Source organism: Shewanella sp. SM29 (assembly GCF_025654245.1).
GTDB classification, from domain to species: Bacteria; Pseudomonadota; Gammaproteobacteria; order Enterobacterales; family Shewanellaceae; genus Shewanella; species Shewanella oncorhynchi.
On sequence record NZ_JAKKRN010000014.1, the window covers coordinates 70,148 to 95,870 of the forward strand.

Annotated in this window: 22 protein-coding genes; 11 read left to right on the top strand and 11 right to left on the bottom strand. The window is 44.1% G+C overall.

The genetic code is table 11. From position 1 onward, the window contains the following. Window positions 1–361: 361 nt before the first annotated feature. The 7 genes from speA (at window position 362) to L5L77_RS11680 (ending at window position 6,614) form a co-directional block, all read left to right on the top strand. Complete coding sequence (gene speA, locus L5L77_RS11650) at window positions 362–2,275, top strand: biosynthetic arginine decarboxylase (RefSeq protein ID WP_028760330.1); 1,914 nt, start codon at window positions 362–364, stop codon at window positions 2,273–2,275. Between the two features lie 159 nt (window positions 2,276–2,434). Further along, on the top strand, window positions 2,435–3,376 hold the full coding sequence (locus L5L77_RS11655; RefSeq protein WP_263185978.1) for an S-adenosylmethionine decarboxylase proenzyme: 942 nt from the start codon (window positions 2,435–2,437) through the stop codon (window positions 3,374–3,376). A gap of 28 nt (window positions 3,377–3,404) precedes the next feature. Next, a complete protein-coding gene (pdxH, locus tag L5L77_RS11660) occupies window positions 3,405–4,043 on the top strand; it encodes a pyridoxamine 5'-phosphate oxidase (protein WP_131523902.1) in 639 nt (212 codons plus the stop codon). A gap of 68 nt (window positions 4,044–4,111) precedes the next feature. Continuing rightward, window positions 4,112–4,564 carry a YaiI/YqxD family protein gene (locus tag L5L77_RS11665; protein ID WP_006081277.1) on the top strand — a complete coding sequence of 151 codons (453 nt, stop codon included), beginning with the start codon at window positions 4,112–4,114 and terminating at the stop codon, window positions 4,562–4,564. 155 nt (window positions 4,565–4,719) lie between these two features. Further along, on the top strand, window positions 4,720–5,295 hold the full coding sequence (locus L5L77_RS11670; protein WP_028760327.1) for a YceI family protein: 576 nt from the start codon (window positions 4,720–4,722) through the stop codon (window positions 5,293–5,295). 176 nt (window positions 5,296–5,471) lie between these two features. Further along, on the top strand, window positions 5,472–5,828 hold the full coding sequence (locus L5L77_RS11675) for a DUF3802 family protein (protein WP_113938764.1): 357 nt from the start codon (window positions 5,472–5,474) through the stop codon (window positions 5,826–5,828). A gap of 423 nt (window positions 5,829–6,251) precedes the next feature. Beyond that, entirely contained in the window at window positions 6,252–6,614 is a 363-nt protein-coding gene (locus L5L77_RS11680) for an STAS/SEC14 domain-containing protein (protein ID WP_028760325.1), read from the top strand. An 11-nt stretch (window positions 6,615–6,625) separates the two neighbouring features. On the opposite strand, the gene L5L77_RS11685 is transcribed toward L5L77_RS11680, so the two are convergent. The 3 genes from L5L77_RS11685 to nhaB all read right to left on the bottom strand — a co-directional run bounded on the left by L5L77_RS11685 (window position 6,626) and on the right by nhaB (window position 11,635). Next, a complete protein-coding gene (locus L5L77_RS11685) occupies window positions 6,626–9,256 on the bottom strand; it encodes a PAS domain-containing protein (protein WP_263138243.1) in 2,631 nt (876 codons plus the stop codon). Window positions 9,257–9,416: 160 nt separating this feature from the next. Beyond that, a complete protein-coding gene (dsbB, locus tag L5L77_RS11690) occupies window positions 9,417–9,944 on the bottom strand; it encodes a disulfide bond formation protein DsbB (RefSeq protein WP_028760323.1) in 528 nt (175 codons plus the stop codon). An 89-nt stretch (window positions 9,945–10,033) separates the two neighbouring features. Further along, window positions 10,034–11,635, bottom strand: a complete 1,602-nt coding sequence (gene nhaB, locus L5L77_RS11695; RefSeq protein ID WP_028760322.1) for a sodium/proton antiporter NhaB — start codon at window positions 11,633–11,635, stop codon at window positions 10,034–10,036. 301 nt (window positions 11,636–11,936) lie between these two features. On the opposite strand from nhaB, the gene fadR reads away from it, so the two are divergent. Beyond that, entirely contained in the window at window positions 11,937–12,653 is a 717-nt protein-coding gene (fadR, locus tag L5L77_RS11700) for a fatty acid metabolism transcriptional regulator FadR (RefSeq protein ID WP_028760321.1), read from the top strand. Between the two features lie 84 nt (window positions 12,654–12,737). Here the strand turns inward: fadR and L5L77_RS11705 are convergent, their stop codons facing one another. From L5L77_RS11705 to sodB, 4 genes are all read right to left on the bottom strand, one after another. Further along, on the bottom strand, window positions 12,738–14,264 hold the full coding sequence (locus L5L77_RS11705; RefSeq protein ID WP_028760320.1) for a SpoVR family protein: 1,527 nt from the start codon (window positions 14,262–14,264) through the stop codon (window positions 12,738–12,740). Between the two features lie 9 nt (window positions 14,265–14,273). Then, complete coding sequence (locus tag L5L77_RS11710) at window positions 14,274–15,542, bottom strand: YeaH/YhbH family protein (RefSeq protein WP_006081286.1); 1,269 nt, start codon at window positions 15,540–15,542, stop codon at window positions 14,274–14,276. A gap of 66 nt (window positions 15,543–15,608) precedes the next feature. Then, window positions 15,609–17,543 carry a PrkA family serine protein kinase gene (locus L5L77_RS11715; RefSeq protein ID WP_131523897.1) on the bottom strand — a complete coding sequence of 645 codons (1,935 nt, stop codon included), beginning with the start codon at window positions 17,541–17,543 and terminating at the stop codon, window positions 15,609–15,611. Between the two features lie 286 nt (window positions 17,544–17,829). Next, window positions 17,830–18,414 (bottom strand): superoxide dismutase [Fe], encoded by a 585-nt coding sequence (gene sodB / locus L5L77_RS11720; RefSeq protein WP_028760317.1) that lies wholly within the window; start codon window positions 18,412–18,414, stop codon window positions 17,830–17,832. Window positions 18,415–18,639: 225 nt separating this feature from the next. On the opposite strand from sodB, the gene grxD reads away from it, so the two are divergent. Further along, the gene (grxD, locus tag L5L77_RS11725) at window positions 18,640–18,972 is read left to right on the top strand and encodes a Grx4 family monothiol glutaredoxin (protein WP_011846572.1); all 333 of its coding nucleotides are present in this window, start codon (window positions 18,640–18,642) and stop codon (window positions 18,970–18,972) included. Between the two features lie 161 nt (window positions 18,973–19,133). On the opposite strand, the gene L5L77_RS11730 is transcribed toward grxD, so the two are convergent. Continuing rightward, window positions 19,134–20,384 carry a uracil-xanthine permease family protein gene (locus L5L77_RS11730; RefSeq protein ID WP_028760316.1) on the bottom strand — a complete coding sequence of 417 codons (1,251 nt, stop codon included), beginning with the start codon at window positions 20,382–20,384 and terminating at the stop codon, window positions 19,134–19,136. Window positions 20,385–20,599: 215 nt separating this feature from the next. Between L5L77_RS11730 and L5L77_RS11735 the strand changes: the two genes are divergently transcribed. Both L5L77_RS11735 and hda read left to right on the top strand, forming a co-directional pair. Then, window positions 20,600–21,691: a DUF2066 domain-containing protein gene (locus L5L77_RS11735; protein ID WP_105252829.1), complete on the top strand. Its 1,092-nt coding sequence runs from the start codon at window positions 20,600–20,602 to the stop codon at window positions 21,689–21,691. A 62-nt stretch (window positions 21,692–21,753) separates the two neighbouring features. Beyond that, window positions 21,754–22,464: a DnaA inactivator Hda gene (gene hda, locus L5L77_RS11740; RefSeq protein ID WP_168823935.1), complete on the top strand. Its 711-nt coding sequence runs from the start codon at window positions 21,754–21,756 to the stop codon at window positions 22,462–22,464. A 118-nt stretch (window positions 22,465–22,582) separates the two neighbouring features. On the opposite strand, the gene L5L77_RS11745 is transcribed toward hda, so the two are convergent. The 3 genes from L5L77_RS11745 to arsC all read right to left on the bottom strand — a co-directional run bounded on the left by L5L77_RS11745 (window position 22,583) and on the right by arsC (window position 25,618). Next, window positions 22,583–24,538: a hypothetical protein gene (locus L5L77_RS11745; RefSeq protein ID WP_263185956.1), complete on the bottom strand. Its 1,956-nt coding sequence runs from the start codon at window positions 24,536–24,538 to the stop codon at window positions 22,583–22,585. Window positions 24,539–24,840: 302 nt separating this feature from the next. Beyond that, window positions 24,841–25,215, bottom strand: coding sequence for a DUF2069 domain-containing protein (locus L5L77_RS11750; protein WP_028760312.1), 375 nt, complete (start codon window positions 25,213–25,215; stop codon window positions 24,841–24,843). A gap of 52 nt (window positions 25,216–25,267) precedes the next feature. Next, window positions 25,268–25,618 carry an arsenate reductase (glutaredoxin) gene (arsC, locus tag L5L77_RS11755; RefSeq protein WP_263185957.1) on the bottom strand — a complete coding sequence of 117 codons (351 nt, stop codon included), beginning with the start codon at window positions 25,616–25,618 and terminating at the stop codon, window positions 25,268–25,270. Between the last annotated feature and the right edge of the window lie 105 nt (window positions 25,619–25,723).

Consider the following 25,723-nt stretch of genomic DNA (forward strand, 5'->3'; position numbering starts at 1 on the left):
CTTGATGTTTTAAGGATGCGACTCAGGATCTTATTTGGCTTTTGGGCGGTATTTGCGCCCTTTAGGCTGAGGATAAATGCAAGCGAGGCAAGTAAAGATAGCTTTACTGAGGTAAGGGAATAAGCTTTCCCGTCAATATGATACGATGTATTGCGCTAAGATGAGTTGTCTCTAGCGCTATTAATGAAAATCGCAGCAATGTCACTTACACTAGCGTGACGTTGCGGCATTAAGTAGAAGGTAAAATCTACCTTCGTGTATGTCAGGTAAGGTGTCCCTTTGCCTGGGTTTGTCGAACGGGCGGTTGTGCTATTAAGCCATAACCGTTTAACCCATTTTTTAATAGACGGGCTAAATAATAATGAATGATTGGTCTATTGATGATGCTCGTGCTGGGTACAATGTTACTCACTGGAGCCAAGGTTTTTATGGGATTAGCGATCAAGGTGAGGTGACTGTGTCACCGGACCCCAAAAATCCTGATTACAAGATTGGCTTAAATGAGCTAGCCAAAGACATGGTTAAGGCGGGAGTCGCTTTACCTGTACTAGTTCGTTTTCCGCAGATCCTGCACCACAGAGTGAACAGTTTGTGCCAAGCATTCGACCAAGCGATACAGAAGTACGAGTATCAGGCGGACTATTTGCTGGTTTACCCGATTAAAGTAAACCAACAGCAAACTGTGGTGGAAGAGATCCTGGCGAGTCAGGCATCAAAAGAAGTACCACAACTGGGTTTAGAAGCGGGCAGTAAGCCTGAGCTGATGGCTGTGTTAGCCATGGCGCAAAAAGCCAGTTCAGTCATTGTATGTAATGGTTATAAAGATAATGAATATATCCGTTTAGCACTGATTGGTGAAAAGTTAGGCCATAAGGTTTACATCGTTTTAGAAAAACTGTCTGAACTGAAAATGGTGTTAGCTGAATCTAAACGTTTGGGTGTGACACCGCGTTTAGGTCTACGTGCACGTTTAGCGTTCCAAGGCAAAGGCAAGTGGCAGGCGAGCGGCGGTGAAAAATCTAAGTTCGGTTTATCTGCTGCGCAAATTTTGTTGGTTGTAGAGCAACTTAAGCAACACGATATGCTGGATTCGCTGCAATTGCTGCATTTCCACTTAGGTTCGCAAATCGCTAATATCCGTGATATTCGCCAAGGTGTGAGTGAAGCGGGTCGTTTCTACTGTGAATTACGTGAATTAGGCGCAAGCGTTAACTGCTTCGACGTCGGTGGTGGTTTAGCGGTGGATTACGATGGCACTCGTAGCCAAAGTAATAACTCGATGAACTATGGCCTGACCGAATACGCCAACAACATAGTTAACGTATTGACTGACATCTGTAATGAATACGAGCAACCTATGCCACGTATTATTTCAGAATCGGGTCGTTACTTAACGGCGCACCATGCAGTGCTTATCACCGATGTTATCGGTACTGAAGCTTATCAGCCTGAAGATATTCAACCGCCAGCGGAAGATTCACCACAGTTATTGCATAACATGTGGCATTCATGGTCTGAGATCAGCGGCCGCGCCGATCAACGTGCTTTGATTGAGATTTACCACGATAGCCAAAGTGACTTACAAGAAGCGCATTCGCTATTCGCTTTAGGTCAATTGACCTTAGCGGAGCGTGCGTGGGCTGAGCAAGCTAACCTGCGCGTGTGTCATGAAGTGCAAGGGCTATTGAGTGCGAAAAACCGTTATCACAGACCTATCATTGATGAACTCAATGAAAAGTTAGCCGATAAGTTCTTTGTTAACTTCTCATTATTCCAGTCATTACCGGATGCTTGGGGTATTGACCAAGTGTTCCCAGTATTGCCGTTATCGGGCCTAGATAAAGCCCCTGAGCGCCGTGCTGTCATGCTCGATATCACCTGTGACTCTGACGGTATTGTCGATCAATACGTTGATGGTCAAGGGATTGAAACCACGCTGCCAGTGCCAGCATGGAGTGCGGATAGCCCATACCTGATTGGTTTCTTCCTTGTGGGTGCATACCAAGAAATCTTGGGTGATATGCATAACCTGTTTGGTGATACAAACTCAGCAGTGGTTCGCATCGAAGATAATGGTGTGACTAACATCGAATCGGTATTGGCGGGTGACACGGTTGCTGACGTATTGCGTTACGTTAACTTAGATGCGGTGGCCTTTATGCGCACTTATGAAGAGTTAGTGAATCTGCATATCGCCGAAGGTGAACGCGCACAAATTTTAGAAGAATTGCAACTAGGGCTGAAAGGCTATACCTATTTAGAAGATTTTTCTTAATTTCTAGCGTGTTAAAATAAATCAGCCTTGGGTAACCTCGGCTGATTTTTGTTTTTATAAGGACAGATTTTTCGCTTTTATTGCCGTTTTAGTCGTGTAAAATCGCGTTGTTCTAGGATCAAGTAAAGGATGAGTGACGATCATGAGGTCAAAGGGTTGATGTTTTTTGAAGGTTCAGAAAAAAAACTCGAGATTATCGTGACGGCGTCTGCGCCGAATTTACGCGAACTCGATGTGAGTTTTTGGTCTGCCTTAGTCAACTGTGCCCACGCCGAGATACTGTCGCAGTTAAGTAATGCGGACTGTGATGCCTATCTGTTGAGTGAATCCAGCTTGTTTGTATGGCACGACAGATTTGTCATGCTCACCTGTGGTAACAGTACCTTAGTGGACGCCGCCTGTTACTTTATCGGCGCGCTTGGCGCACCTGCGATGGCCTTGGTGAGTTATCAGCGTAAAAACGAATACCAAGCTCATCTGCAAACCACGAGTTTTGCCGAAGATATTGGCAAACTGCGCCAACGTATTGCCGGTAAAGCCTTTCGAGTGGGCCATCTCGACAGCCATCATCACTATTTTTTCTGCTCTGACAGTGATTATCGAGCACCAAAGGATGATCAAACCAGTGAGCTGTTGATGTACCACATTCGTGGCGAATTTGCCGACTATCTTAATGGCGGCTCGCAGAGTAAAGATGAGATTTGCGCCGCACTCGAGCTTAACGATTTACTCCCTGAATTTGAGATTGACGCCCATTTATTTGATCCGTCAGGCTTTTCGATGAACGGTCTTTGGGGCAAATATTATGTTACTTTGCATATTACGCCTCAAAGCGAGAATGCGTGCGCTAGCTCCTATGTGAGCTTTGAAACGAATCTGGATTTAGCGCAGTATCCGCAAGATCTATTAGCGCGTCTATTAACCTTGTTTGCTCCTGTCAGTTGGGACACAATCCGCTTTAATACCGACGACTCAACGCAGGGATTTCCTGCCCATTTATGCTTAGGGCGGTGTTCATTAACGACCGAGCAAGGTTATGACATTGGTTTTAGCCACTATCAGCAGCTTCAGGCTGAAGTGCTGATCCCTGAACTCATGTGAATTTTTGGTGTTTGCTTAAGGAAACCCTATGACAGATCTCAGTGATATCCGCCGCGAGTATGCCAAAGGCGGCTTAAGACGTGCCGACTTACCGCAAAACCCGATGGACTTGTTTGAATTGTGGATGACGCAGGCGAGGGATGCTGAGCTTAGCGATCCCACCGCCATGTGTGTGGCGACTGTGGATGAGCACGGCCAACCTTTTCAACGAATAGTATTACTTAAGCGTTTTGATGACACAGGTTTCGTATTTTTTACTAACCTTGGCAGCCGCAAAGCACAGCAAATTGCTGCTAATAATAAAGTCAGTTTGCATTTTCCTTGGCATCCTCTAGAGCGTCAAGTATCGGTGCTCGGTGAAGCGCAGGCACTGTCCACCGCTGAAGTGCTTAAATACTTTATGACCCGTCCTAAGGACAGCCAAATTGCGGCTTGGGTATCGCAGCAGTCGAGTAAACTCAGCGCTAGACAAGTACTTGAAGGCAAATTCTTTGAAATGAAGGCTAAGTTCGCTAAGGGCGATGTGCCTTTACCCAGTTTTTGGGGCGGTTACTTAGTGAGACCTTCGAGTATCGAGTTTTGGCAGGGTGGAGAACATAGGCTGCATGATCGTTTTATTTATTCTCGCCATGATGCAGAGTGGGAAATCGATCGTTTAGCGCCTTAGTACGGTGCATAGTTCGATAGCTCGGCATAAAACTGAGCTCGTGAACCTAACAACAGAGTTAAAAGACATTGAGTGATTATAAAATTTGGGTTGATGCGGATGCATGCCCTAATCCTATCAAAGAAATCCTGTTCCGGGCGGCGGAGCGCAAAGCCCTGCCGCTGGTGCTGGTGGCTAATCAAATGATCCGCGTACCGCCATCTCCCTATATCAGCCAAATTAGAGTCGGTGCGGGATTTGATGTGGCAGATCAATATATTGTCGATCATGTTGAACCGACGCATTTAGTGATCACTGCGGATATCCCCTTAGCGGCTTTAATCATTGAAAAGGGCGCCTTGGCGCTCAATCCCCGTGGCGAGCTTTATACCGTCGATAACATAAAACAAAAGCTGACGATGCGCGATTTTATGGAGGATTTGCGCGGTTCTGGCGTGCACACCGGCGGGCCTGATTCGTTTTCTCAAGCTGATAAACAGGCTTTTGCCAATAGCTTAGATAAATGGTTAGTGCGCGTATGAATCATAGTTTACTGGTCGCTAATGGATAAACAGAGTATCTTTAGCTTAAGTTAGGTGATGTTGATCACGTTTAACTGGGCAGGATTTTAGCCTGTTGCGGATGTCGATTTTCTTTACGGCATGGCTTTTAAACTCACTCTTTAAGGACGGATACGATGAAAAAATGGATGGGAATTGTCGCCTTATCTGCTATGGCCAGTTTTAGCTGTGCCGCGCAATGGCAAGTGATGGAACAAGATTCGCGAGTCAGTTTTATTTCGGTAAAGAAAGGTGATATAGGTGAAGTCCATCACTTTAAACAACTCAAAGGTACGCTAAAAGATAACGGTCAATTTGAATTAACAATTCCACTAATCGGTGTGGCAACGGGTATTGATGTCCGCGATGAGCGGATGCAAAATTTGTTATTTGAAGTGTCTTTGTATCCAGAGCTTAAACTGTCATCACAAGTAGACCCTAAGATACTAAAAAATCTTGGCGTCGGTGAGAGTAAAGTTTTTGATATTGATGGAAAAATTGCGTTACACGGCAAATCGCAAACTAAGGCTTTTTCGGTGATTATCACTAAAGTTTCTGATAACAAACTTTTAGTGAACAGTTTTCAACCGGTAATTGTTAATGCCAATGAGTTTGATCTTGTGGCTGGGATTGATAAATTACGTGAAATTGCGGGTTTATCGAGCATTAGTCAAGCTGTTCCTGTGTCATTTGTACTAACCTTAACTCAGTAACTTCAATAAGATTGGTATAGATCAATACGTCTGTTATCGAAGATAGGCTAGAGTTAAATAAGTGGCGTATGCGAGATCTTGATAAGAAGCCGAGCTTTTGGCTTCTTTGATATTTTCTGATGTGCTATTAATAGCATCACAATAGATATTAAGTTAATGAGTTTAAAGGGTAAAAAATGGTCACAGATAAAGATGGTTACATGCATTTGGTCCAGTATTTAACTGAACATCTTGGCTTATTTGAAACACCAAGTTCAGAGGTAGTTTCAGACGATACTGTGATGGAATTATTTGAAGAGCAATTGTCGGCACAGATCATTATGGTGTGTGGCCAAAATCCATCGTTGTCTTTTACGCAACGTAATGTGATTATCCGTGAAGTGGATGCAATTGTGTATGATTTAGAAGAGATTTTAGCTTCAGTTGCCAACCATAAAGCGACTCCCGCACAGACTTTATTTATTACTGAGTTTTCTAGTTTGATTAAGAATTTGTTCGATCAAGAAATCGCTAAACTTCAAGTGAGTGCTTAGTCAGAATAGCAATTAGATTATTTATTAATGCATGATTTTAGGTAAGTCATGACTAATACTATTTTTTAGCAGCGTAAATCACCATCGTTTGAGTACCATGTGTTTCCTCACACTTATTGTTAACCTCGAGCAGTAGCAGCCTTGAGTGTGAGGTAAATATCTTCTCTTTGCTTCACCTCATGTTATTTCGTATGGTCACCATTTTTCATCGAGTTCTGCGACTAAGTTTTGTTACTGGGTTATGCGAGTTATCGCTGTGGATTCGCTCCTTTTGGCGTCATTTGCATTGCTGATGTGTATGTATAAAATGGTGTTAGCTTAAAATAAAAAGCCCATCTTTCCCGCATTTATGTCATTGTCTGTGTATCTTTAGTGTATGAGCTTTAACTATTTTTCCCTTCATGTATTGATAAGGAGTGTTCAATGCTAACGATTTCTTCGGGTCATGCTGATGATATATTGGCAGTGGTCGCATCTGGCCGTGTTAACCATGGGGATGTTGAAGGCTATTTGGTTCCCGCCATAGAAGCCAAGCTGCAAGACCACGCCAGCATTCGCCTTTGGTACGAGTTTTCCCCTGAATTTGAAGGTATATCCGTTGGGGCCCTGTGGGATGATGCGGTATTAGGTTTATTTCATTTAAGTGATTTTTCAAGGGTCGTGATGATTGCCAATGCCACTCAAACAAATGCTATGGTTAATGCACTAGCCTGCATGCTGCCATGTCCGGTAAAGGTATTTACCGCCGATGAACATAGCCAAGCCAAGGCATGGTTAGATCAATAACGCACCTTTGTTTATTGCGGTTCTAAATCTGTACTCAGTGGCCAACGACATTGAATGTGTGTGCCTTGGTTCAAGTGGCTACTGATGCTAAGGCTGCCATTGAGATCATTTTTAAGCCACAGATTTATACAGGTCAGCGTTCCAAGGCAGAGTTCTTGCGCTAGTTCTTGCCGTAACTGTGCGAGTTGCGGCTCTGTCATACCTATCCCATTATCGATAATACTGATGTGTAACTCTTCGCTCGACTTGTCGATATTAATGGTTATTTCACGCTGTTCATTGTGAGCTTTAAATGCATGATTCAACGTGTTGGTGATTAGACGATAAAACAGCTGCAAATATTGCCATGAAGGGCCATCAATGATGATATTTTCTTCACAATTTAACGCTATTTCCACATTTGTTTTAGCTAATTGTACCTTTAGCAACCCTAAGAGATGGCGCATAAATTGTGCGAGATGCAGTGGCCGAATGTCATTTTGATAATTCGTTAATAACTGGGCAATATGTCGCAATTTATCTGCCTGAGTCACCATGATTTCGGTGATCTGATTTTGGTCGTTAGCATTATCTATTGGCTGAAGTTGGCACACTTTGGCGAGTAGCTGATCTTGCTCATGCATAATTTGCGTCATCATTTCAGCTAGAAAATTTTGCATTAGCTGTTGGCTTTGTTCACGACTGAGATTGAGTTGATGATGTTTCTCAAGCAATTGGGTTGATTTGTCTTGGAGCAGATAGAGTTCATGGTTATGTTGATTACTGAGGCGAACTTGTTCTTGTAGGTGATTAAGCGCCTCGACTTGCCCTAAAAGTAACTTTTCTTGTTCTTGCTCTTTAATTTTTTGTAAGGTGATATCAAAGGCGATAGCACCGACTGCAATAACGGTATCGTCATCATCTTTGATCTTAAATTTAGTCACGATATAAATAAGATTGCCTAGGGGCGATGGAATAGCTTCTTCGAAGTTTATGGCTTCATGATTATGCAGAACGCGTCGATCATTTTGTTGATACTCGTGGGCAAATTGGCTGGGAAATATCTCAAAATCAGAGGTGCCAATAATGCATCTGCGTTCTATACCTAAGATTTCACAATATTTGTCATTGACTAGAATATATTTACCGTGAAGATCTTTGATATAGATGAGATTTTGAGAAAATTTAAGCAAAGCCCTCAATTGTTCTTTATGGCGCTTTAACTCCAGTTGAAACAGATTTTGGCTCTGCAATTGCTGTTCTAGTGCCAGGTTACTCGCATCTAAGCTCGCCATTGCCACTTCAAGTTGTCGAGTACGCGATAGGAATGTTTTTGCCAATAAGCCAATTTCGTCATGGCTGTTATTGGCTTTGAGTTCGATAGAGGCGGAATCATTACGTTTTAAGGCTTGGACGATTTCAATAATGGGGGTGATAAATAGTCGGTGCTGGAGTAAGAATAATAGAATTAAGCCTAATAGTTGAATACAGACTAAATAAACGCCGACCTTTTCGATTAAATGTTTAGCGGTATCCTGCAGCGGTGAAATTGGGGTGACGACAAGTACCTTCCAATAGGTATTTGGCATGAGAAATACCGAAACGAGAGATGCCGTTTTAAGGATTGGATCATGGGTCAAAGTTACCGACGTCAGTAATTTCGGGACAGTAAAATGATTTAAGGCATTGTTATTTACGATGGCCGCTAACATGTCACGCTCATTTTGATGACTTAGTCTCGTTAGATGCTGCATCTGTTCTTGGGTAAAAACGCGCTCGGCAATCGCCGCTTCTATAAAGGCTTTATCTGCACTCTGTAATGCGACTTCGACGGGGCTGAAATCTGGCTGTTGGCTGGTGAGATGATTGAAGGTGACGAAAGAATGATTGGTATTGGTTTGATGCTTAAGATCGTTATTGGCATCTGGATAGGCGAGTACTTGGTTTTGATGATCTAAGGCTATGACATAGCCTCTGACATTAATCATAGTATTGCGTAATAGCACATTGAGCTTTTCTAAACTGATATCCACAGTGGCGGCACCAATAAACTGATGGTCCATCCACATAGCGCCTGAGGCTGTGATCATTGACTCATGGGTTGTCGGATCGAAATAAGATTTTGACCAGAAAATTTTACCAGCAGGAAAATAGCGCGTCGGGCGATACCATTCTTCGGTGTGGTAGCTTGGGAATGTGTCTTTGTTATAGGAATCAATGGCGACTAATTCATCGTTTACATTGTGTGCCCAAAACAGGCTATCTCGAAATTTTTGCTGATTAAACGCGCCGGGTTCCGGCCAGACGCCACCGCCAGAGATGATGCGTTGTTGACTATCGAGTTTCAGCAACGTGGGAATGGTTTTCACCAGTTGCTCATGATCATAGCGGTAAAGTTTGGCAATACTGGAAATAGAGTCGACTACGGTTTCAACCTGTGAAGTCATTTCTTGCAGTTTGGCGATAATCAACTGGCCATAGTTTTGGTTTAACACGGCTTGCTGATCAAGAACTTGTTGGCGTTGAATGCTCAGCATGACCCAAGCTGTACTACAAATCAAAATAGCGGCAATGACGAGCTGAATAAGGCTAAATTTGAATGGCAAACTGTTTTGCCATTGGGTTAATGGCGTGCGTGGCTCAGATGTCGAACTTTTTCCCATAATCCCCAGTTTCCAAATCACCACTTTTCATTGAGCCAGTGTAGCGCTTTCTCACTGTTTTGCTATTGGCATATGTTTAAGTTGCGAGGATTGAATGGGATAAGTGGAATACAATCGTCAATAAAAAGGCAGGTTTTATGCCTGCCTTATCTCAAACTTGTTATTTATAAAGAGACGGTTTATTTGAACCACTTAGGACAGGCACAATAAAGAGTAACCAAGCGACTAAGAAGCCACTGAAGGCAACTACCATCCATTCGGGCATCGTTACACCCATAAAGACCCAAGGTACATCAGTACACATGCCAGTAGGCATCATAACGGCAGGGAACCATTCGTGTAATGGCATCCAAGCTGGAAATTCAGGTAAGAATGAGCAGGTTGAAAAAGGGGATGGGTTGGCTTGCATATCTACGAGCGATAAAGCTAGTTTTAATCCCCAAGTTGCACTGATGGCCCAGAGCACGGCAGCTAAGATCCTTACTATTCGATATTTTGGGGCTGTCATGCCAATGAGGCCTGCTGCCAATAAACCAAAAATAGCGAGTCTTTGGTAAATACACATGACACAGGGTTCCAGTTTCATGACATATTGAAAATACAGGGCGGCTGCTTCTAACCCAAGGGCTGTGCCTGCGAGAATAAACCAAGATGAACGGGAATGGGCAAAGCGAGTCATTACAGTCAAAGTGAGCTCCATATCAACAAAAAACGCCCTCAGACATGGGGCGTTTTTTGGACTCTACTTATTAAATAAAGTTCAGTCAATAAAGAAGATTAATGTCCAGTCATCGGCTCTAAAACTTCACTAGCGCTGTGATGGATGATTATCTGGGAATCATAGAAATATTGGGTGGCTTGTTCTAAGAAACCCGTTTGAATCGCCATGACACCTACAATAGACAGCACGATAGTGTAAGGTAATGCCATCCATACCATTCTGCCATAGGATAAGCGGATAAGTGGCGCTAGGGCTGAGGTTAGTAGGAACAAGAACGCCGCTTGACCATTGGGCGTGGCAACCGAAGGTAAGTTAGTTCCAGTATTAATCGCAACGGCCAGCAAGTCGAATTGATCACGGCTGATTTGACCGTTAATCAATGCCGCTTTCACTTCGTTAATGTACACAGTGCCGACGAACACGTTATCACTCACCATAGACAGCAATCCGTTGGCGATATAAAAAATCACCAACTGAGTATTGCCTTGATAACTCAGTGCCCATTGGATCACTGGTGCGAATAAGTGCTGGTCGATAATCACGCCAACAACCGCAAAGAAGACAGCTAATAACGCGGTAAAAGGCAGTGCTTCTTCGAAAGCTTTACCGAGGGCATGCTCATCGGTAACGCCGTTAAAGGCTGTGGTTAAAATAATCACAGAAAGACCAATTAGGCCCACAGAAGCCAAGTGTAATGCAAGTCCTGCGATCAACCAGACACCCACTAAGGCTTGGACGATTAACTTCATGTTGTCTTTATTGGTACGGCGCGCATCTTCATGGGCGGCATATTCACATAAGATCCGATGAACGGCCGTTGGCAACTTAGCGCCATAACCAAAAATGCCAAATTTTTCAACTAAGTAACAAGTTAAAATACCCGAGATTAATACAGGAACAGTAACGGGTGACATACGCACTGCGAATTCACCAAATTGCCAATTTGCTTGCGCGGCGATAATAAGGTTTTGTGGTTCACCGACCATAGTACACACGCCGCCCAGCGCAGTACCCACACCCGCATGCATTAACAGATTACGTAGGAAACCACGGAATGCACTGAGTTCTTCTTCGTTTAACTGATCTTCACCATCATCATTTTTACCTTCAGAGGTATGATCGTGATCGGCGCCGAAATCTTTTCCAGAAGCGACCTTGTGGTAAATAGAATAGAAACCCACAGCGACCGCGATAATGACGGCAATAACCGTTAACGCATCTAAGAAGGCTGATAAAAAGGCTGAAGCCAAACAAAACATTAATGACACTAAAATTTTAGAGCGCACTTTAGTAATGATTTTCGTGAAGCCAAATAGCAGCAATTGCTTCATGAAATATATACCAGCGACCATAAACACCAAGAGTAATAATACTTCGAGGTTGGCTTCTATTTCATGTAAGACTTGGCTTGCCGATGTCATTCCGATCGCGACGGCTTCAATTGCCAATAATCCGCCAGGCTGTAATGGATAGCATTTTAATGCCATTGCTAAGGTAAAAATAAATTCAAGCACCAATACCCAACCAGCCACAAAGGGGTCGACATAGAAAAAGAGTATTGGATTGATAATTAAAAATGACAGTATTGCGGTTTTGTACCACTTAGGAGAATTTCCTAAGAAGTTCCCAATAAACGCCTGACTCATTGTCGCCGGCATGGCAGCCTCTCTTCTAATTATGTTAAAAATTGCACGTGATTATTATCAATACCTGCGTTAGTTAAATGAGTCTAGCCTAAAGAGAAAGCTAATGTAATGAGTTACTGATACCGACATTTCAAAAAGCGGAGCTAAGCGGCAAAATTGGCCCATCCTGTATTGACCTTGGTCGTTTTTTTGAACGATTCTGTGACATTTACACGGCGATAACACAGTGATTTTAAGTGAATGGTTTCCATTTTTTACCGCTCTGGTATGATCAGTGACCATTACGACGCACAACAACTGGATAAGTGGGCTGATGATTATCAATGCCAAAGGACCTGCAAGTTTTGCAGAGAAGTATATTGTGAGATCAATTTGGGAAAACAAATTTCCTCCAGGGTCCATTTTACCGGCTGAACGTGAGCTTTCAGAATTGATTGGTGTGACTCGCACCACTCTGCGTGAGGTGCTACAGCGCTTGGCGCGTGACGGTTGGCTGAAAATTCAGCATGGCAAACCAACACGGGTTAACAACTTTTGGGAAACCTCAGGCTTAAACATCCTTGAGACTATTGCTGATTTGAATCCCGAGGGTTTTCCGGTATTGGTTGACCAACTCTTGTCAGCTAGAACGAACGTCAGTGCTATCTATTTTCGCGGTGCTTTGCGTTATAACCCGGATACCGCTGTGGAGGTACTTGCAAAGATACACCAGCTTGAAGATACGGCTGAATCCTATGCTGAATTTGACTACTTACTGCATCACACCTTAGCGTTTTCGTCAGGAAATCCACTTTACGTTTTGATATTAAACGGATTTAAAGGTTTGTATAGTCGTGTTGGTCGTTATTACTTTACGAGCTCAGATGCGCGTTTATTAGCATTGAATTTTTACAAAGAATTAGAACTGTTGGCTCAGGCGAAAAATTACCTCGATGTCTCTGCGCTAATGCGTACCTATGGCATGAATAGCGGTAAGATGTGGTTACAATTACGCGAAGATATGCCAGCTTCTATTGCTCAAGATCATTAAACTCTGTGAGTGATATCGCGTTAAGATTGCGCTAAATAAACAAAAAGGCCGTTTCAATTGGAAACGGCCTTTTTATTGTGCTTATTATTCTGGTTTATTGGCTTCAGGGCAGGATGCTAAGACGCTAATACTCGCATCTGCATTTTTTTGCTCTAAGGTGACAGTGAAACCCCATAATCGATGTAAATGCTTTAATACTTCTTTATGGCTATTGGCTAAGGGAATATCGTTATTTGGCACATAATGTAAGGTTAAGGATCGATCACCGTTGATTTCCACATTATGTACTTGGATATTTGGCTCAATATTAGACAGGTTATATTGTTGTGATAGTAACTGGCGAATATCTTGATAGCCCCGTTCATCGTGGATTGCAGATACCGAAAGATAATTGCGTTTCTCATCATCATGGATACCAAACAATTTAAATTGGCGGATAACTTTAGGTGAGAGATATTGGCTAATAAAACTTTCATCTTTAAAGTTTTGCATCGCAAAATGCAACGTTTCTATCCAATTACTGCCAGCAATGTCGGGAAACCAAGCTTTATCTTCATCGGTTGGATTTTCACAAATACGCCGAATATCGGTGAACATGGCAAAACCTAAGGCGTATGGGTTGATGCCACTGTAATAACGACTGTTGTAATCGGGTTGAGCCACAACGCCTGTATGGCTTTGCAAAAACTCGATCATGAAGCGGTCAGTAACCACGCCATCGTCGTATAAGTGATTCAAGATAGTGTAATGCCAGAAGGTTGCCCAGCCTTCATTCATCACTTGAGTTTGTTTTTGCGGATAAAAATATTGCGCCATTTTACGCACAATACGGATTATTTCCCTTTGCCATGGTTCAAGCAAAGGAGCGTTTTTCTCGATGAAATATAAAATATTTTCCTGCGGTTCGGCGGGGAAACGGCGTTTTTTAGATTGAGACTGCTCATGTTGATGGGTTGGAATGGTGCGCCATAAATCATTTACTTGGCTTTGAAGGTAAGCCTCGCGATCCTTTTGTCTTGCTTGTTCTTCCCTGAATGAGATTTCAGAGGGACGTTTATAACGATCGACACCATAGTTCATTAGCGCATGACAGGAGTCTATGACGCTTTCGACTTGTTCTACACCGTATTTTTGCTCGCAGTCACTGATGTAGTTTTTAGCAAAGACAAGGTAGTCAATAATCGAGCTCGCATCTGTCCATGTCTTAAATAAGTAATTGTTTTTAAAAAAGCTGTTATGTCCGAAACAGGCGTGAGCTATCACCAGCGCCTGCATTGTGATGGTATTTTCTTCCATTAAGTAAGCGATACAGGGGTTAGAGTTAATCACAATTTCATAGGCGAGCCCCATTTGGCCACGTTTGTAACCTTGCTCGGTTTCGATAAAACGTTTGCCGAAAGACCAATGGGTGTAACCTATGGGCATGCCTATGCCAGCATACGCATCCATCATCTGTTCAGCTGTGATGACTTCAATTTGATTTGGGTAAGTGCTGAGTTTATAGAGCGCTGCCACCCGCTCAATTTCCTTGAGGTAGTCCTGAAGTAGCTCGAAGCTCCAGTCGGGACCATCGCTCAGTGGTGTCCAAGGTGTTGATTTAGTTATCCCCATAGTGCCCCCTTAAACCGCTTGTTTCTTGAATAGCTCCCTAAAGACAGGGTAAATATCTTCGGCTTGACGTATATGCTGCACGGCGATGTTGTCGTAATGCTGTTGCAGGGATTCATATTCGCGCCACAGGGTTTGATGGGCGCGATTGGTGATTTCGATATAGCTGTAGTAGCGCACCAGTGGCAATATTTTTTGTTCTAACAATTGCCTACAGGTAGGTGAATCGTCAGCCCAGTTATCCCCGTCGGATGCTTGGGCTGCGTAAATATTCCACTCATCGGCGGGGTAGCGGGCTTGTTGAATTTCATGCATTAATTTCAATGCACTGGACACTATGGTGCCGCCCGTTTCTTGGGAGTAAAAGAACTCGTGTTCATCGACTTCTTTGGCTTGGGTATGGTGGCGAATGTAAACCACTTCTAAATTTTTATAGGTACGAGTGAGGAACAGATACAGCAAGATATAAAAGCGTTTTGCCATATCTTTAGTTGCCTGATCCATTGAGCCAGACACATCCATCAAGCAGAACATCACGGCTTGACTAGAAGGGATTTCCCTTTTGGAATAGTTATTAAAGCGTAGATCGAAGGTATCGATAAACGGCACTCTGGCAATCTTTTGTTTTAACTCCTCAATTTGGGCTTTTAAATCCAAAATCAACTCTGCCTTAGTACCTGGAATATTTTCCAGTTCAGCAAGCTCTTGTTCTAACTCTTTTAATAGTTTCTTTTTACTGGCCGACATCGCAATGCGACGAGCAAGGGATGAACGTAATGAACGGACAATATTGATGTTAGCGGGGACGCCATCATTGGTGAACCCCGCACGGTAGATTTGGTATTCCACCAGTTTATTGAGGCGATTTTTTTGTAGATTGGGGAGTTCTAAGTCCTCAAACAATAACTCTAGATACTCGTCTTTAGAGATTTCGAACACAAAGTCATCGTCGCCTTCACCCGAGTTTGAGGCCTCACCTTTGCCCGAACCGCCGCCTGAACCACCAGGTGGTCGGTCAATTTTATCGCCACGGGTAAATTGGTCATTACCGGGATGCACTCTATCCCTGACACCGCCTTTGCCTTGGTGAAACATAGGTTCACTGATATCCCGTGTTGGGATACTGATTTTTTCGCCTTTATCTACATCCGTTACGCTGCGACGAGTCACTGCATCGCTGACGGCTTTTTTAATTTGTTGCTTATATCTATTGATAAAGCGTTGGCGGTTGACTGTGCTTTTTCCTTTCGCATTCAACCGTCTATCGATAAAGTTCGCCATACGCACCTCCCAAAACCCAGCGAAGGCTTTGGCAACACCAAAGCCCTATACTTAGTTAGCGCAAGTTTAAGAAGATTTACGAACTCGTAAATACCACTCAGACAAGAGTCGGACTTGTTTTTTGGTATAGCCTTTCTCCATCATGCGATTGACGAAATCATCGTGTTTGCGTTGATCGTCGTTCGACGTTTTGGCGTTAAAGGAAATAACAGGCAGTAAATCTTCTGTGTTGGAGAACATTTTCTTCTCGATCACAGTGCGAAGTTTCTCGTAGCTGGTCCATAGCGGATTGTTACCCTCATGGTTCGCGCGGGCGCGCAGCACAAAGTTAACGATTTCATTACGGAAATCTTTAGGATTGCTGATCCCGGCGGGCTTCTCAATCTTTTCAAGTTCAGCATTAAGGGCGGCGCGGTCGAATAGCTGACCCGTTTCTGGGTCACGGTATTCTTGATCTTGGATCCAAAAATCGGCGTAAGTGACATAGCGGTCGAAGATATTTTGGCCGTATTCAGAGTAAGACTCTAAGTAAGCGGTTTGAATTTCTTTACCGATAAACTCCACATATTTAGGGATCAAATAACCTTTTAGGAATTCAAGATAACGTTCGGCGGTATCACCGGGGAACTGTTCTTGTTCAATTTGTCGTTCGAGGACATAGAATAAATGTACTGGGTTGGCGGCGATCTCTGAATGGTCGAAGTTAAATACCCGCGACAAAATCTTAAAGGCAAAACGGGTGGATAGTCCATTCATGCCTTCATCGACACCTGCGTAATCACGGTATTCTTGGTAAGACTTAGCCTTAGGATCGGTATCTTTCAGGCTTTCACCGTCATATACCCGCATCTTAGAGTAGATGGAGGAGTTTTCAGGCGGCTTGATGCGTGACAACACACTAAATTGCGCTAAGGTTTCTAAGGTGCCGGGAGCGCAGGGCGCTTTCGATAACTCAGAGTTGATTAGCAGTTTTTGATAGATTTGCAGCTCTTCTGAGACCCGTAAACAGTAGGGCACTTTGACTATGTAAACACGGTCTAGGAAGGCTTCGTTGTTTTTGTTGTTTTTGAAGGTTGACCACTCGGACTCGTTTGAGTGAGCCAGAATAATCCCGCTATAGGGCAGGGCCGATAAGCCTTCTGTGCCGTTATAGTTACCTTCTTGCGTTGCAGTCAGTAGTGGATGCAGCACTTTAATTGGTGCCTTAAACATCTCGACGAATTCCATCACCCCTTGGTTTGCACGGCACAATGCGCCTGAATAGGCGTAAGCATCGGGATCATCTTGGGAGAAATGTTCGAGTTGCCGAATATCGACTTTACCGACAAGGGACGAAATATCTTGGTTGTTTTCATCACCAGGTTCAGTTTTCGCTATTGCCACTTGGTCCAGAATGGATGGAAAGACTTTTACCACGCGAAATTTGGAGATATCGCCACCAAACTCATGCAGACGTTTTACCGCCCAAGGCGACATGATGGTTTTCAGATAACGGTTGGGAATGTTGAATTCATCTTTTAACAGCTGTCCATCTTCTTCCACATCAAACAGGCAGAAAGGGTGATCGTTGACTGGGCTGCGGACTCCATTCGCGCTCAGAATGTAAATGGGCACTTTTTGCATTAGGGCTTTGAGTTTTTCGGCTAGCGATGACTTACCGCCGCCCACTGGGCCCAGTAGGTATAGAATTTGTTTGGATTCTTCTAATCCTTGAGCCGAGTGCTTTAGGTAAGCCACAATTTGCTCTATGGCGTCTTCCATGCCGAAGAAATCTTTAAATGCGGGATAGCGTGAAATAAGTCGATTCGAAAAAATACGGCTAAGTGTTGGATTTTTTGCGGTATCAATGACTTCTGCTTCACCAATTGCAAGCAGTAGTCGCTCTGATGCTGACATGTAAGCGCTGCGATCTCCCTTGCAGATGTCCAGAAACTCTTGCAAAGAATATTCTTCATCGAGTTTTTGTTCGTAGCGCTTTTGGTAATGCTCGAAAATGCCCATATAAACCCCCTGAAACGCCAGTGATGTCATGGAACGGATAACTGGCTAGCCAGCCTCCTACTCTAATCTTAGACACAAACTCACTATCTGTGTCAAAAAAATATCAAATAAAAACAATAACAAATAGTTGCAAACGCAATTATTGCACTTGTAGTTAGCGGAGGATAAATCGGTAGGCTAAGGGATGGGCGGCAAACGAGGGGCATAAAAAAAGAGCCACTAGGGCTCTTTTTACTGGGATTAACCCACTGCTCATTCGGCAGTAAACAATGTTAGGTTAAATGAATTAACCTGCGAAGTTTTGGTTAACGAAGTCCCAGTTAACTAATTGCCAGAAGTGGGCAAGATAGTCAGGACGCACGTTACGGTAATCGATGTAGTAAGCGTGTTCCCACACGTCAACTGTCATGATTGGCGTTACTGTGCTGTCAGTCAGTGGCGTCGCTGCATTGCTAGTGTTAACGATAGCAAGAGTGCCATCGGCTTTTTTCACTAACCATGTCCAAGCGCTACCGAAGTTGTTTACTGCCGAATCAGTAAATTGTGCTTTGAATGCGTCGAATGAACCGAAAGCGGCATTGATTGCATCAGCAACTGGGCCTGTTGGTTCGCCGCCAGCATTAGGGGCTAAGCAGTTCCAGTAAAAAGTGTGGTTCCACACTTGAGCTGCGTTGTTAAATACGCCACCCGTAGAAGTCTTGATGATATCTTCTAAAGATTTGCCAGCGAAATCAGTTCCTTCGATTAAGCCGTTTAGCTTCACAACATAAGTGTTGTGGTGCTTGCCGTAGTGGTATTCTATGGTTTCTTGAGAAATGTGTGGTTCTAGTGCGTTCTTTGCATATGGTAATGCGGGTAATTCGAAAGCCATTAGTATCTCTCCATGGTCTTAGGTTATCGTTTCTTAAACGTGCTCACTTGGGACTATTGTACCGATAAAATTTGTGATGTGAATCATTGTTTAGCTAATTGACTAGATAGACGCCATCGAAAAATCAAATGTCGACATAACCTTACAAACTGTGGGATTTTGTTCTGCGTCTAGCTGACGTACAATAGTCGCATTGAGTCAACGTCATCCTACTTAGGAATCAAAATGGAAACAGTAGAGAAAATTAAGCAGCAGATCACGGAAAACCCTATCATTGTTTATATGAAAGGCTCTCCTAAGTTACCAAGCTGTGGCTTCTCGTCACAGGTAGCTCAGATCATGATTAACTGCGGCGAGCAGTTTGCATTCGTGGATATTCTTCAGCATCCAGACATTCGCGCAGAATTACCTAAGTTTGCTAACTGGCCGACTTTTCCACAATTGTGGATTGAAGGCGAGTTGATCGGTGGGTGTGATATCGTAGTGGACATGTTCCAAAAAGGCGAATTACAACCTTTGATCAAAGCGGCTGCCGCTAAGATCAAGACTGAAGAGTAAGAGTTAATTCTTACTTCATAAAAATATTGCTTCATAAAAAAGCCGCCGTGATTGATATCACGGCGGCTTTTTTATGGTGGTTTCTTAAGAAACGATCAATTTTATAAAGTGGTCATTTTTCAACGGCCTACTTCGAAATTGATCGTGTTTTCAAGCCGTAATTAATGAGGCGTCACATCAGACTCATGGTGTTTATTGTGTGGCTTAGTCGCGGGTAATAGTAAGTTCATGGTAATAGCGACAATACCGCACAAGCTAATACCAGTAAGACTGAATGAACCTATGCCAAATGCCATGCCGCCGATACCAAAGACTAAGGTAACACCGACAATACTTAAATTACGTGGCTCAGATAAATCCACATGATTACGAATAAGGGTGTTGAGGCCAACTGCGGCAATGGAACCAAATAGCAAACACATAATACCGCCCATCACTGGGACGGGGATAGTTTGCATCAGCGCACCTAGTTTGCCAACGAAGGCTAAAGTGATGGCGGTAATGGCAGTCCAAGTCATGATCTTCGGATCAAAATTTCGGGTTAAGGTTACTGCACCTGTCACTTCTGAGTAAGTCGTGTTCGGTGGACCACCAAAGGCTGCGGCTGCAATTGTGGCAATACCGTCACCCGTTAGCGTGCGATGCAGGCCGGGTTTTTTCATAAAATCTTTACCCGTGACGTTGGATATCGCCAGAATATCACCTATGTGTTCTACCGCTGGGGCGATTGCCACTGGGATCATAAATGCAATGGCATACCAGTTTAATTCTGGCGCGACAAATTTAGGAATAGCAATCCAGCTTGCAGCAGTCACGACGGCAAAATCAACAATACCAAAGGCTAGGCTTAAACTGTAACCTACTATAATACCTGCTAAAATCGGCATCACTTTGAGTAGGCCCTTTGCGAAAATCGCCACCGCGATAGTGGTACCAAGTGATGCGAGCGAAATAAATAACGCCGTATTTGTAGCGACTAAAGTCAAGCTACCATCACCACTCTTGCCTAATGCCATATTCACTGCCACGGGGGCTAAGCCAAGGCCGATAATAATGATCACAGGTCCCACTACGACTGGGGGCAATAGTCTGTGAATAAAGTCAGTACCGCGCACTTTAACCAAGGCGCCGAGCATGACGTAGACCACGCCCGCGGCCATAATGCCGCCCATTGTGGATGGAATTCCCCAAGTCTGCACGCCATAAAGTATGGGGGCAATAAAGGCGAAGGAAGATGCGAGGAAGATAGGCACTTGGCGTTTAGTAATCAATTGGAAGAGTAGGGTACCGATACCTGCGGTAAACAATGCCACACTGGTGTCGAGCCCTGTAAGTAGCGGCATTAGTACTAGGGCACCGAAGGCCACAAATAGCATTTGCGCGCCCTGTAGGGGGATAGCGAGTCGTCTCATTTATTATTCTCGTTAATTTAGGGTAAACCGCCAAATGATAACAGTTTGTTGGATTTTGAGCAGGAGAAAATCGCCTGTTTTGCCGACGTTGATCACTGTTTGGGTTTTCTGTGCTATGGCAGGCACGGAAATGGGGCTAAATTTTGGCAAGACTCGCTTAAGGCGCTAACTATGGTACAATTTGCCTCATCTGACGCTACTTCAACTACTCAAAGATGCTGAAATTCCTATTGAAGCCGAGCTTAATTGCATTTCTATATTGTCTGTTCACGATTAATAGCGTCAATGCTGTTGAGGTGAGTAAATTAGATGAGGCCAATGTGCCTGTGTCTTCGCGCGCAGTTGCTGAACGCGACAAAGCCTTAAAAAGTGCACTTGAGCAAGTCATTATCAAGAACACTGGGACTGCGCGATCCCTCGATAACAGCCTAATCCAATCTCAGCTCAGTAATCCTGATACCTTGCTGAGCCAGTATGGTTATATCGAGCAAAATGGCCAATTGCTGTTGACCGCGAGTTTTGAGCACCGCCGCATAGTGGCGTTACTGCGTCAGGCACAATTGCCTGTTTGGGGAACTCAACGCCCGCTGACCTTATTTTGGGTCGCTATGCCTGGTGATGGCGACACTATGATATTGGGTGACTCATCTGCGTTAGCCGAACGTAAGATTTTTAGCGATTTTTCCTATGCCCGCGGTATACCTGTACTCTTGCCTATCTTAGATCTTGATGAGTTGATGGGTATTAATCCTAACGATATTAAAGGGATGTTTGCCGACATAGTAGCTAGTGTATCTGGCCGCTATCAAGCTGACTTTTTGGCGCTAGTGGCAATTGATGCCGCCGGGAATCAGGTTCGTTATCGTTTAAATCTTTATACTAAGGCTACCATTGATTCTTTGACGCCACCGTTATTCAGTTACAACGGTACTGCTGAAAATTCGGCCCAAGCGATTACCGCTATGATGGCGGCGTTAGGTGAATACTATTTTACTAAGTATGCGATTGCCGATACTGGTACTCAGCTTGGTGCGAGTGTTACCTTCGTTAATATCCAAAAAATGGCGCAATTAGTTGAAGTTGAAAAATATTTGAAGCAACTCAGCGCGATTAAAAATGCCACGTTAACGCATATTCAAGGTAATACTGTGACTTTCTCGTTAGATTTATTTGGCTCAGAGACGGATTTACAACGCTTATTAAGCTTAGAGCCGCGTATTTCTGTGGTCGCACCTGTGAGTGCAGGTGAATTTAGCCCTGTCTCTAATCAAACTGGCAAACCTGTGTATGAATGGCGTTTACATTAAGATGTTATCGGCCGTGCTTAGTTAAGCACGGCATTGTTTTTATTTAATATTGAGAAGACCGAGTGCCCTTAAACTCACCTTTGCAACTCTCGCTACCTGTGCATTTGCCAGATGACGAAACCTTTAATAGTTATTACCCCGCCGCGGGTAATGATGAACTTATTCAAAAATTGAGAGCGAATGCCGAAGGGCATGGTGAAGCCGCCATCTATTTGTGGGGCCCAGTTAAATCGGGTCGAACCCATTTAATGCACGCTGCTTGCGCGCACGCTAATGAAGTGGAGCGTCGCAGCTTTTATATTCCCTTAGGCATACATGCGAGTATTTCGACCGCATTGCTTGAAGGCCTAGAACAGTTGGATTTGGTTTGTATCGATGATGTCGATGCCATCGCCGGCCACCCCGTTTGGGAAGAGGCGATTTTTGATCTCTACAATCGCGTCGCAGAAAATAAGAATTGCGCCTTAGTGGTCAGCGGCAGCTCGTCTCCTGCGGATGCTGGGTTCCTCTTGCCAGATCTTGTTTCACGTATGCAATGGGGGTTGAATTACCAACTGCAACCCATGGCAGATGATGAAAAACTTGCCGCACTGCAACGCCGCGCCGCTATGCGTGGCCTGCAATTACCGGAAGATGTCGGGCGTTTTTTACTGAACCGTATGGCGCGGGATTTGCGTACCTTGTTTGATGTATTGGATAAGTTAGATAAGGCCTCATTAGTGCATCAGCGTAAGCTCACGATTCCGTTTGCTAAAGAGATGCTACACCTTTAGATACAGCATGGCTTGTGTTCGTTCTGAAGATACAAAACCTACTGGCATTAAAGCCAAAAAGAGTAAAGCCCGTCATGTTGAATACATACGGGCTTTTGTTTATCTAAAATTTAAAACGCTATTGTTGTGGATGTTGGTGACGGTCACCACTTAAGCGAAGTTCGGCTTCAAAACGAGACTCGGCATTAATTGCAGTTGCATTGCTTTGGCCTTTGAGCTGCGTATTCGCAGGCGATATTGCTAATGTTTGACGCCAGCTTTGACCTTGCACCATATTAATTGGCTCGGGTAGGCTTTCGACCAGACTGATCCCATTAAGCTCCGGCAGCATTTCATCAATCACCAACGCGGCGCGATTTTCTAGACTGTCTTGTGCAATTCTACCCCTTTGTCCCCAGTCAATAATCAGCGAATCCGCAGTTAATATCGCAGGTTTATTGGTGACGGCGACATCACGCAATATTTGATAGCGATAACTCATCATGGCTTCCTCAAATAACATGGCCGTGTCTTCACGGGTACTGGAATAGGCATAGAAGTCGCTGGCGATATCGGTAGAAAAGAAAGTACTGACATCCGATGCTTGATAGGTCTTTTGCACATTACTCGCCGCTGCGCCGAGGAAACTAACATTGGCAAGTCCCATCATTTCAGTGCTCGTTAATGGGTAGGTTTTGCTGACTTGATCTGAAATTAGACTCTTGTTGGTATTGCGGCGGCTGTAGTCATCTAACAGTCTTGGCCCTGTGAGTGTGGCATGCACGCTGCGTGGAAAAAAGTCATTGGCATGGGCGAGCTCGTGGTACAACAAGGACGCCAGATCGGGATTGATTTGCGCTAATGTGCGGTTTGCTCTGACGGTGATAGGCACGCCAAGGGAGGCATATTGGTTATCTTTTACATAACGCCAAGGCATCACAAAGTTAAGATCATTTCCGAAATTACTGCGGTAATCCGGCGCTTCATTAATAGTGTCGCGCTGGGTAGGTGTAAGCCATAAATCATTGGGATCGAGATAAATCGCCCCTGTGACTACCCAGTAAAAAGAAGGGCGTACATCATAGCTAATCACCACGGCTGTAACGGATTGTAACAGGCGGGCAAAGTCACTATTGGGGTCCATCTGGGCTAAGAAAGCGGCAAAGCTATCACCCATCCAATCGTGGGAAACCAGTACTCGATTTAGAATCGTCTCGTGATTGAGATCGCTTGATGTTTGACCTATCAAAGGTAAGGTATTGATAGTGCAGCTATCATTAAGCTGATTGGAGTAAACACAGTTTGCTAGCACATTGGCGTAAGGTGAATCCGGACGATAGGCATGGGTGCGCGCAACTGGGGTATCGAAGTATGGTGAGCTGATCGCTGGCGCCGAGGTTGTTAGCACAAAGACATCATCGCTAAGCTGATTGCCATTGACGTTGGCATTCACTTTGAGCCGAGTGATTGTATCCTGGGTGACCGTTGGCGCGGTAAACAAGGGTCTAAACGGATCGCTCACATCGACCATTAAATCTGGGCCAGATGCTACACACCAAGAGATATTTGCTGCGCTTAATTCTGATTGTTGTCCGAGTCTTAAGCTCACATTATTGCCTTCAACCACTTGGTGATCTTGACGGACGTTTAGCACACCCGTCGATGCGGGATCGACATTAATGCCAATTTCTCCGGTGGCATCTAGATTACTGCCCGTCACATGCAAGCTAAAACGGTAGCCGCCTGAGGTGGGAGTATCAAAGGCTAATACCGGGCTGTTTTGACTGACGAGTGCTATGTTAGGGCCATCGATTTGCTGCCAACGGAAGGTTAAGTCTTGGCTGTCACGATTTAGGATATTGGCAATGATAGTACTGGATTGACCCGCCACATAATTTGGCTCGGTTTGAAAGCGAATTGAGGATGACGTGGTGGTAATGAGTGGCGAAATGCTATCTGTGCAGCGTGCTAGTGAAGTGGATGGTGGCGTGACTACACTATCATCTGGTTTACTATCACCACCGCCCCCGCATGCCGCAAGTAGGCCAGAGCAAGCCATAAATCCGAAAAATTTCAGTGGTATCGACATTCCCATTACACCATTCTCCCTTGCTAACTCTGCTGTGCTATTTAGACTTTTGTGGCGTCATGGGACGCTTATACTGTGAGAAACTGACTATAGCACGGGTACTTAGTTGCAAAAAGTCAGTGTAAGTATAATAAGTGTTAATTTTGTCGTGATGGGAATTGACGTCGGAACAGAGGTTGAAACTAAGGTTGAAATGGATATTCAGACTGAGATCATAAGGGATATTTGAGCCAAGGTTTGGCCTTTTAATATAAAAAATGCCGCCATACCCAGCAAGGTTAAACGGCACTGAAAATACATTGAACTGACTATTCTTTAGATTTTTTCTTCAGGCCTAATCCCAGTTCACGACCACGTATGCGGGCATAAAATGGGAAAGCGATTAGCAGTACGCCAATCAATAATACTTCGATTAAGGCAAAAGCGAAGGCGTCATTGGTGACATAAAGCAGGGTGAGCCCATGTAACATATATAAGCACAGAATAAAACTTGCCCAAGCGTAAGTGTATGGATTACCTTGGAAAACACCCTTTGCGGGTAGTAATAACGGCACTATCCATAAGAGGCTAAATAGCAGGGTGTATTCACCGCTAATCCCTTGGCCAACAAACCAACCGCCTAACAGCAGCACTAGCGCAAAGTAGCCTAAACGGCTAAGGATAAATAAGGTGTTGGACGTCATAAGTCTACCTAAGGGTTGAAAATAAAAGCCATTTTTGTTTAAAAATTATGGGTTAAAGAATAGTAAGCACATTCTCAGGGGGACGGCCGATGGCTGCGCTTTGATTGGCGAGCACAATTGGCCGTTCGATGAGTTTAGGTGTGTTGACCATAGCCTCAATCAACTGCAATTCTGTTAGTGATGAGTCTGCAAGTCCCAAGGCTTGATATTCTGCTTCCTTGGCGCGCATTAATTCGCGAGCACTGATGCCTAATTTAACCAGAATGTCGCCGATATCTTTAGCCGTAGGGGGATTTTTTAAGTATTCCACTAAGGTAATGTCGCAGCCTTGTTGCTCGAGTAAAGCTAAGGTTTCACGGCTTTTTGAACAACGTGGGTTATGGTAAATCGTCGCTTGGGTCATAGTACTAGAGGCTCAATACGGGCTGAAATAACAATGGCGCGGATAATAACAGAAAAAACCGCGCCCCGTCAGTGTGTTCGGGGCGCATAAATGGGTAATTGTCTT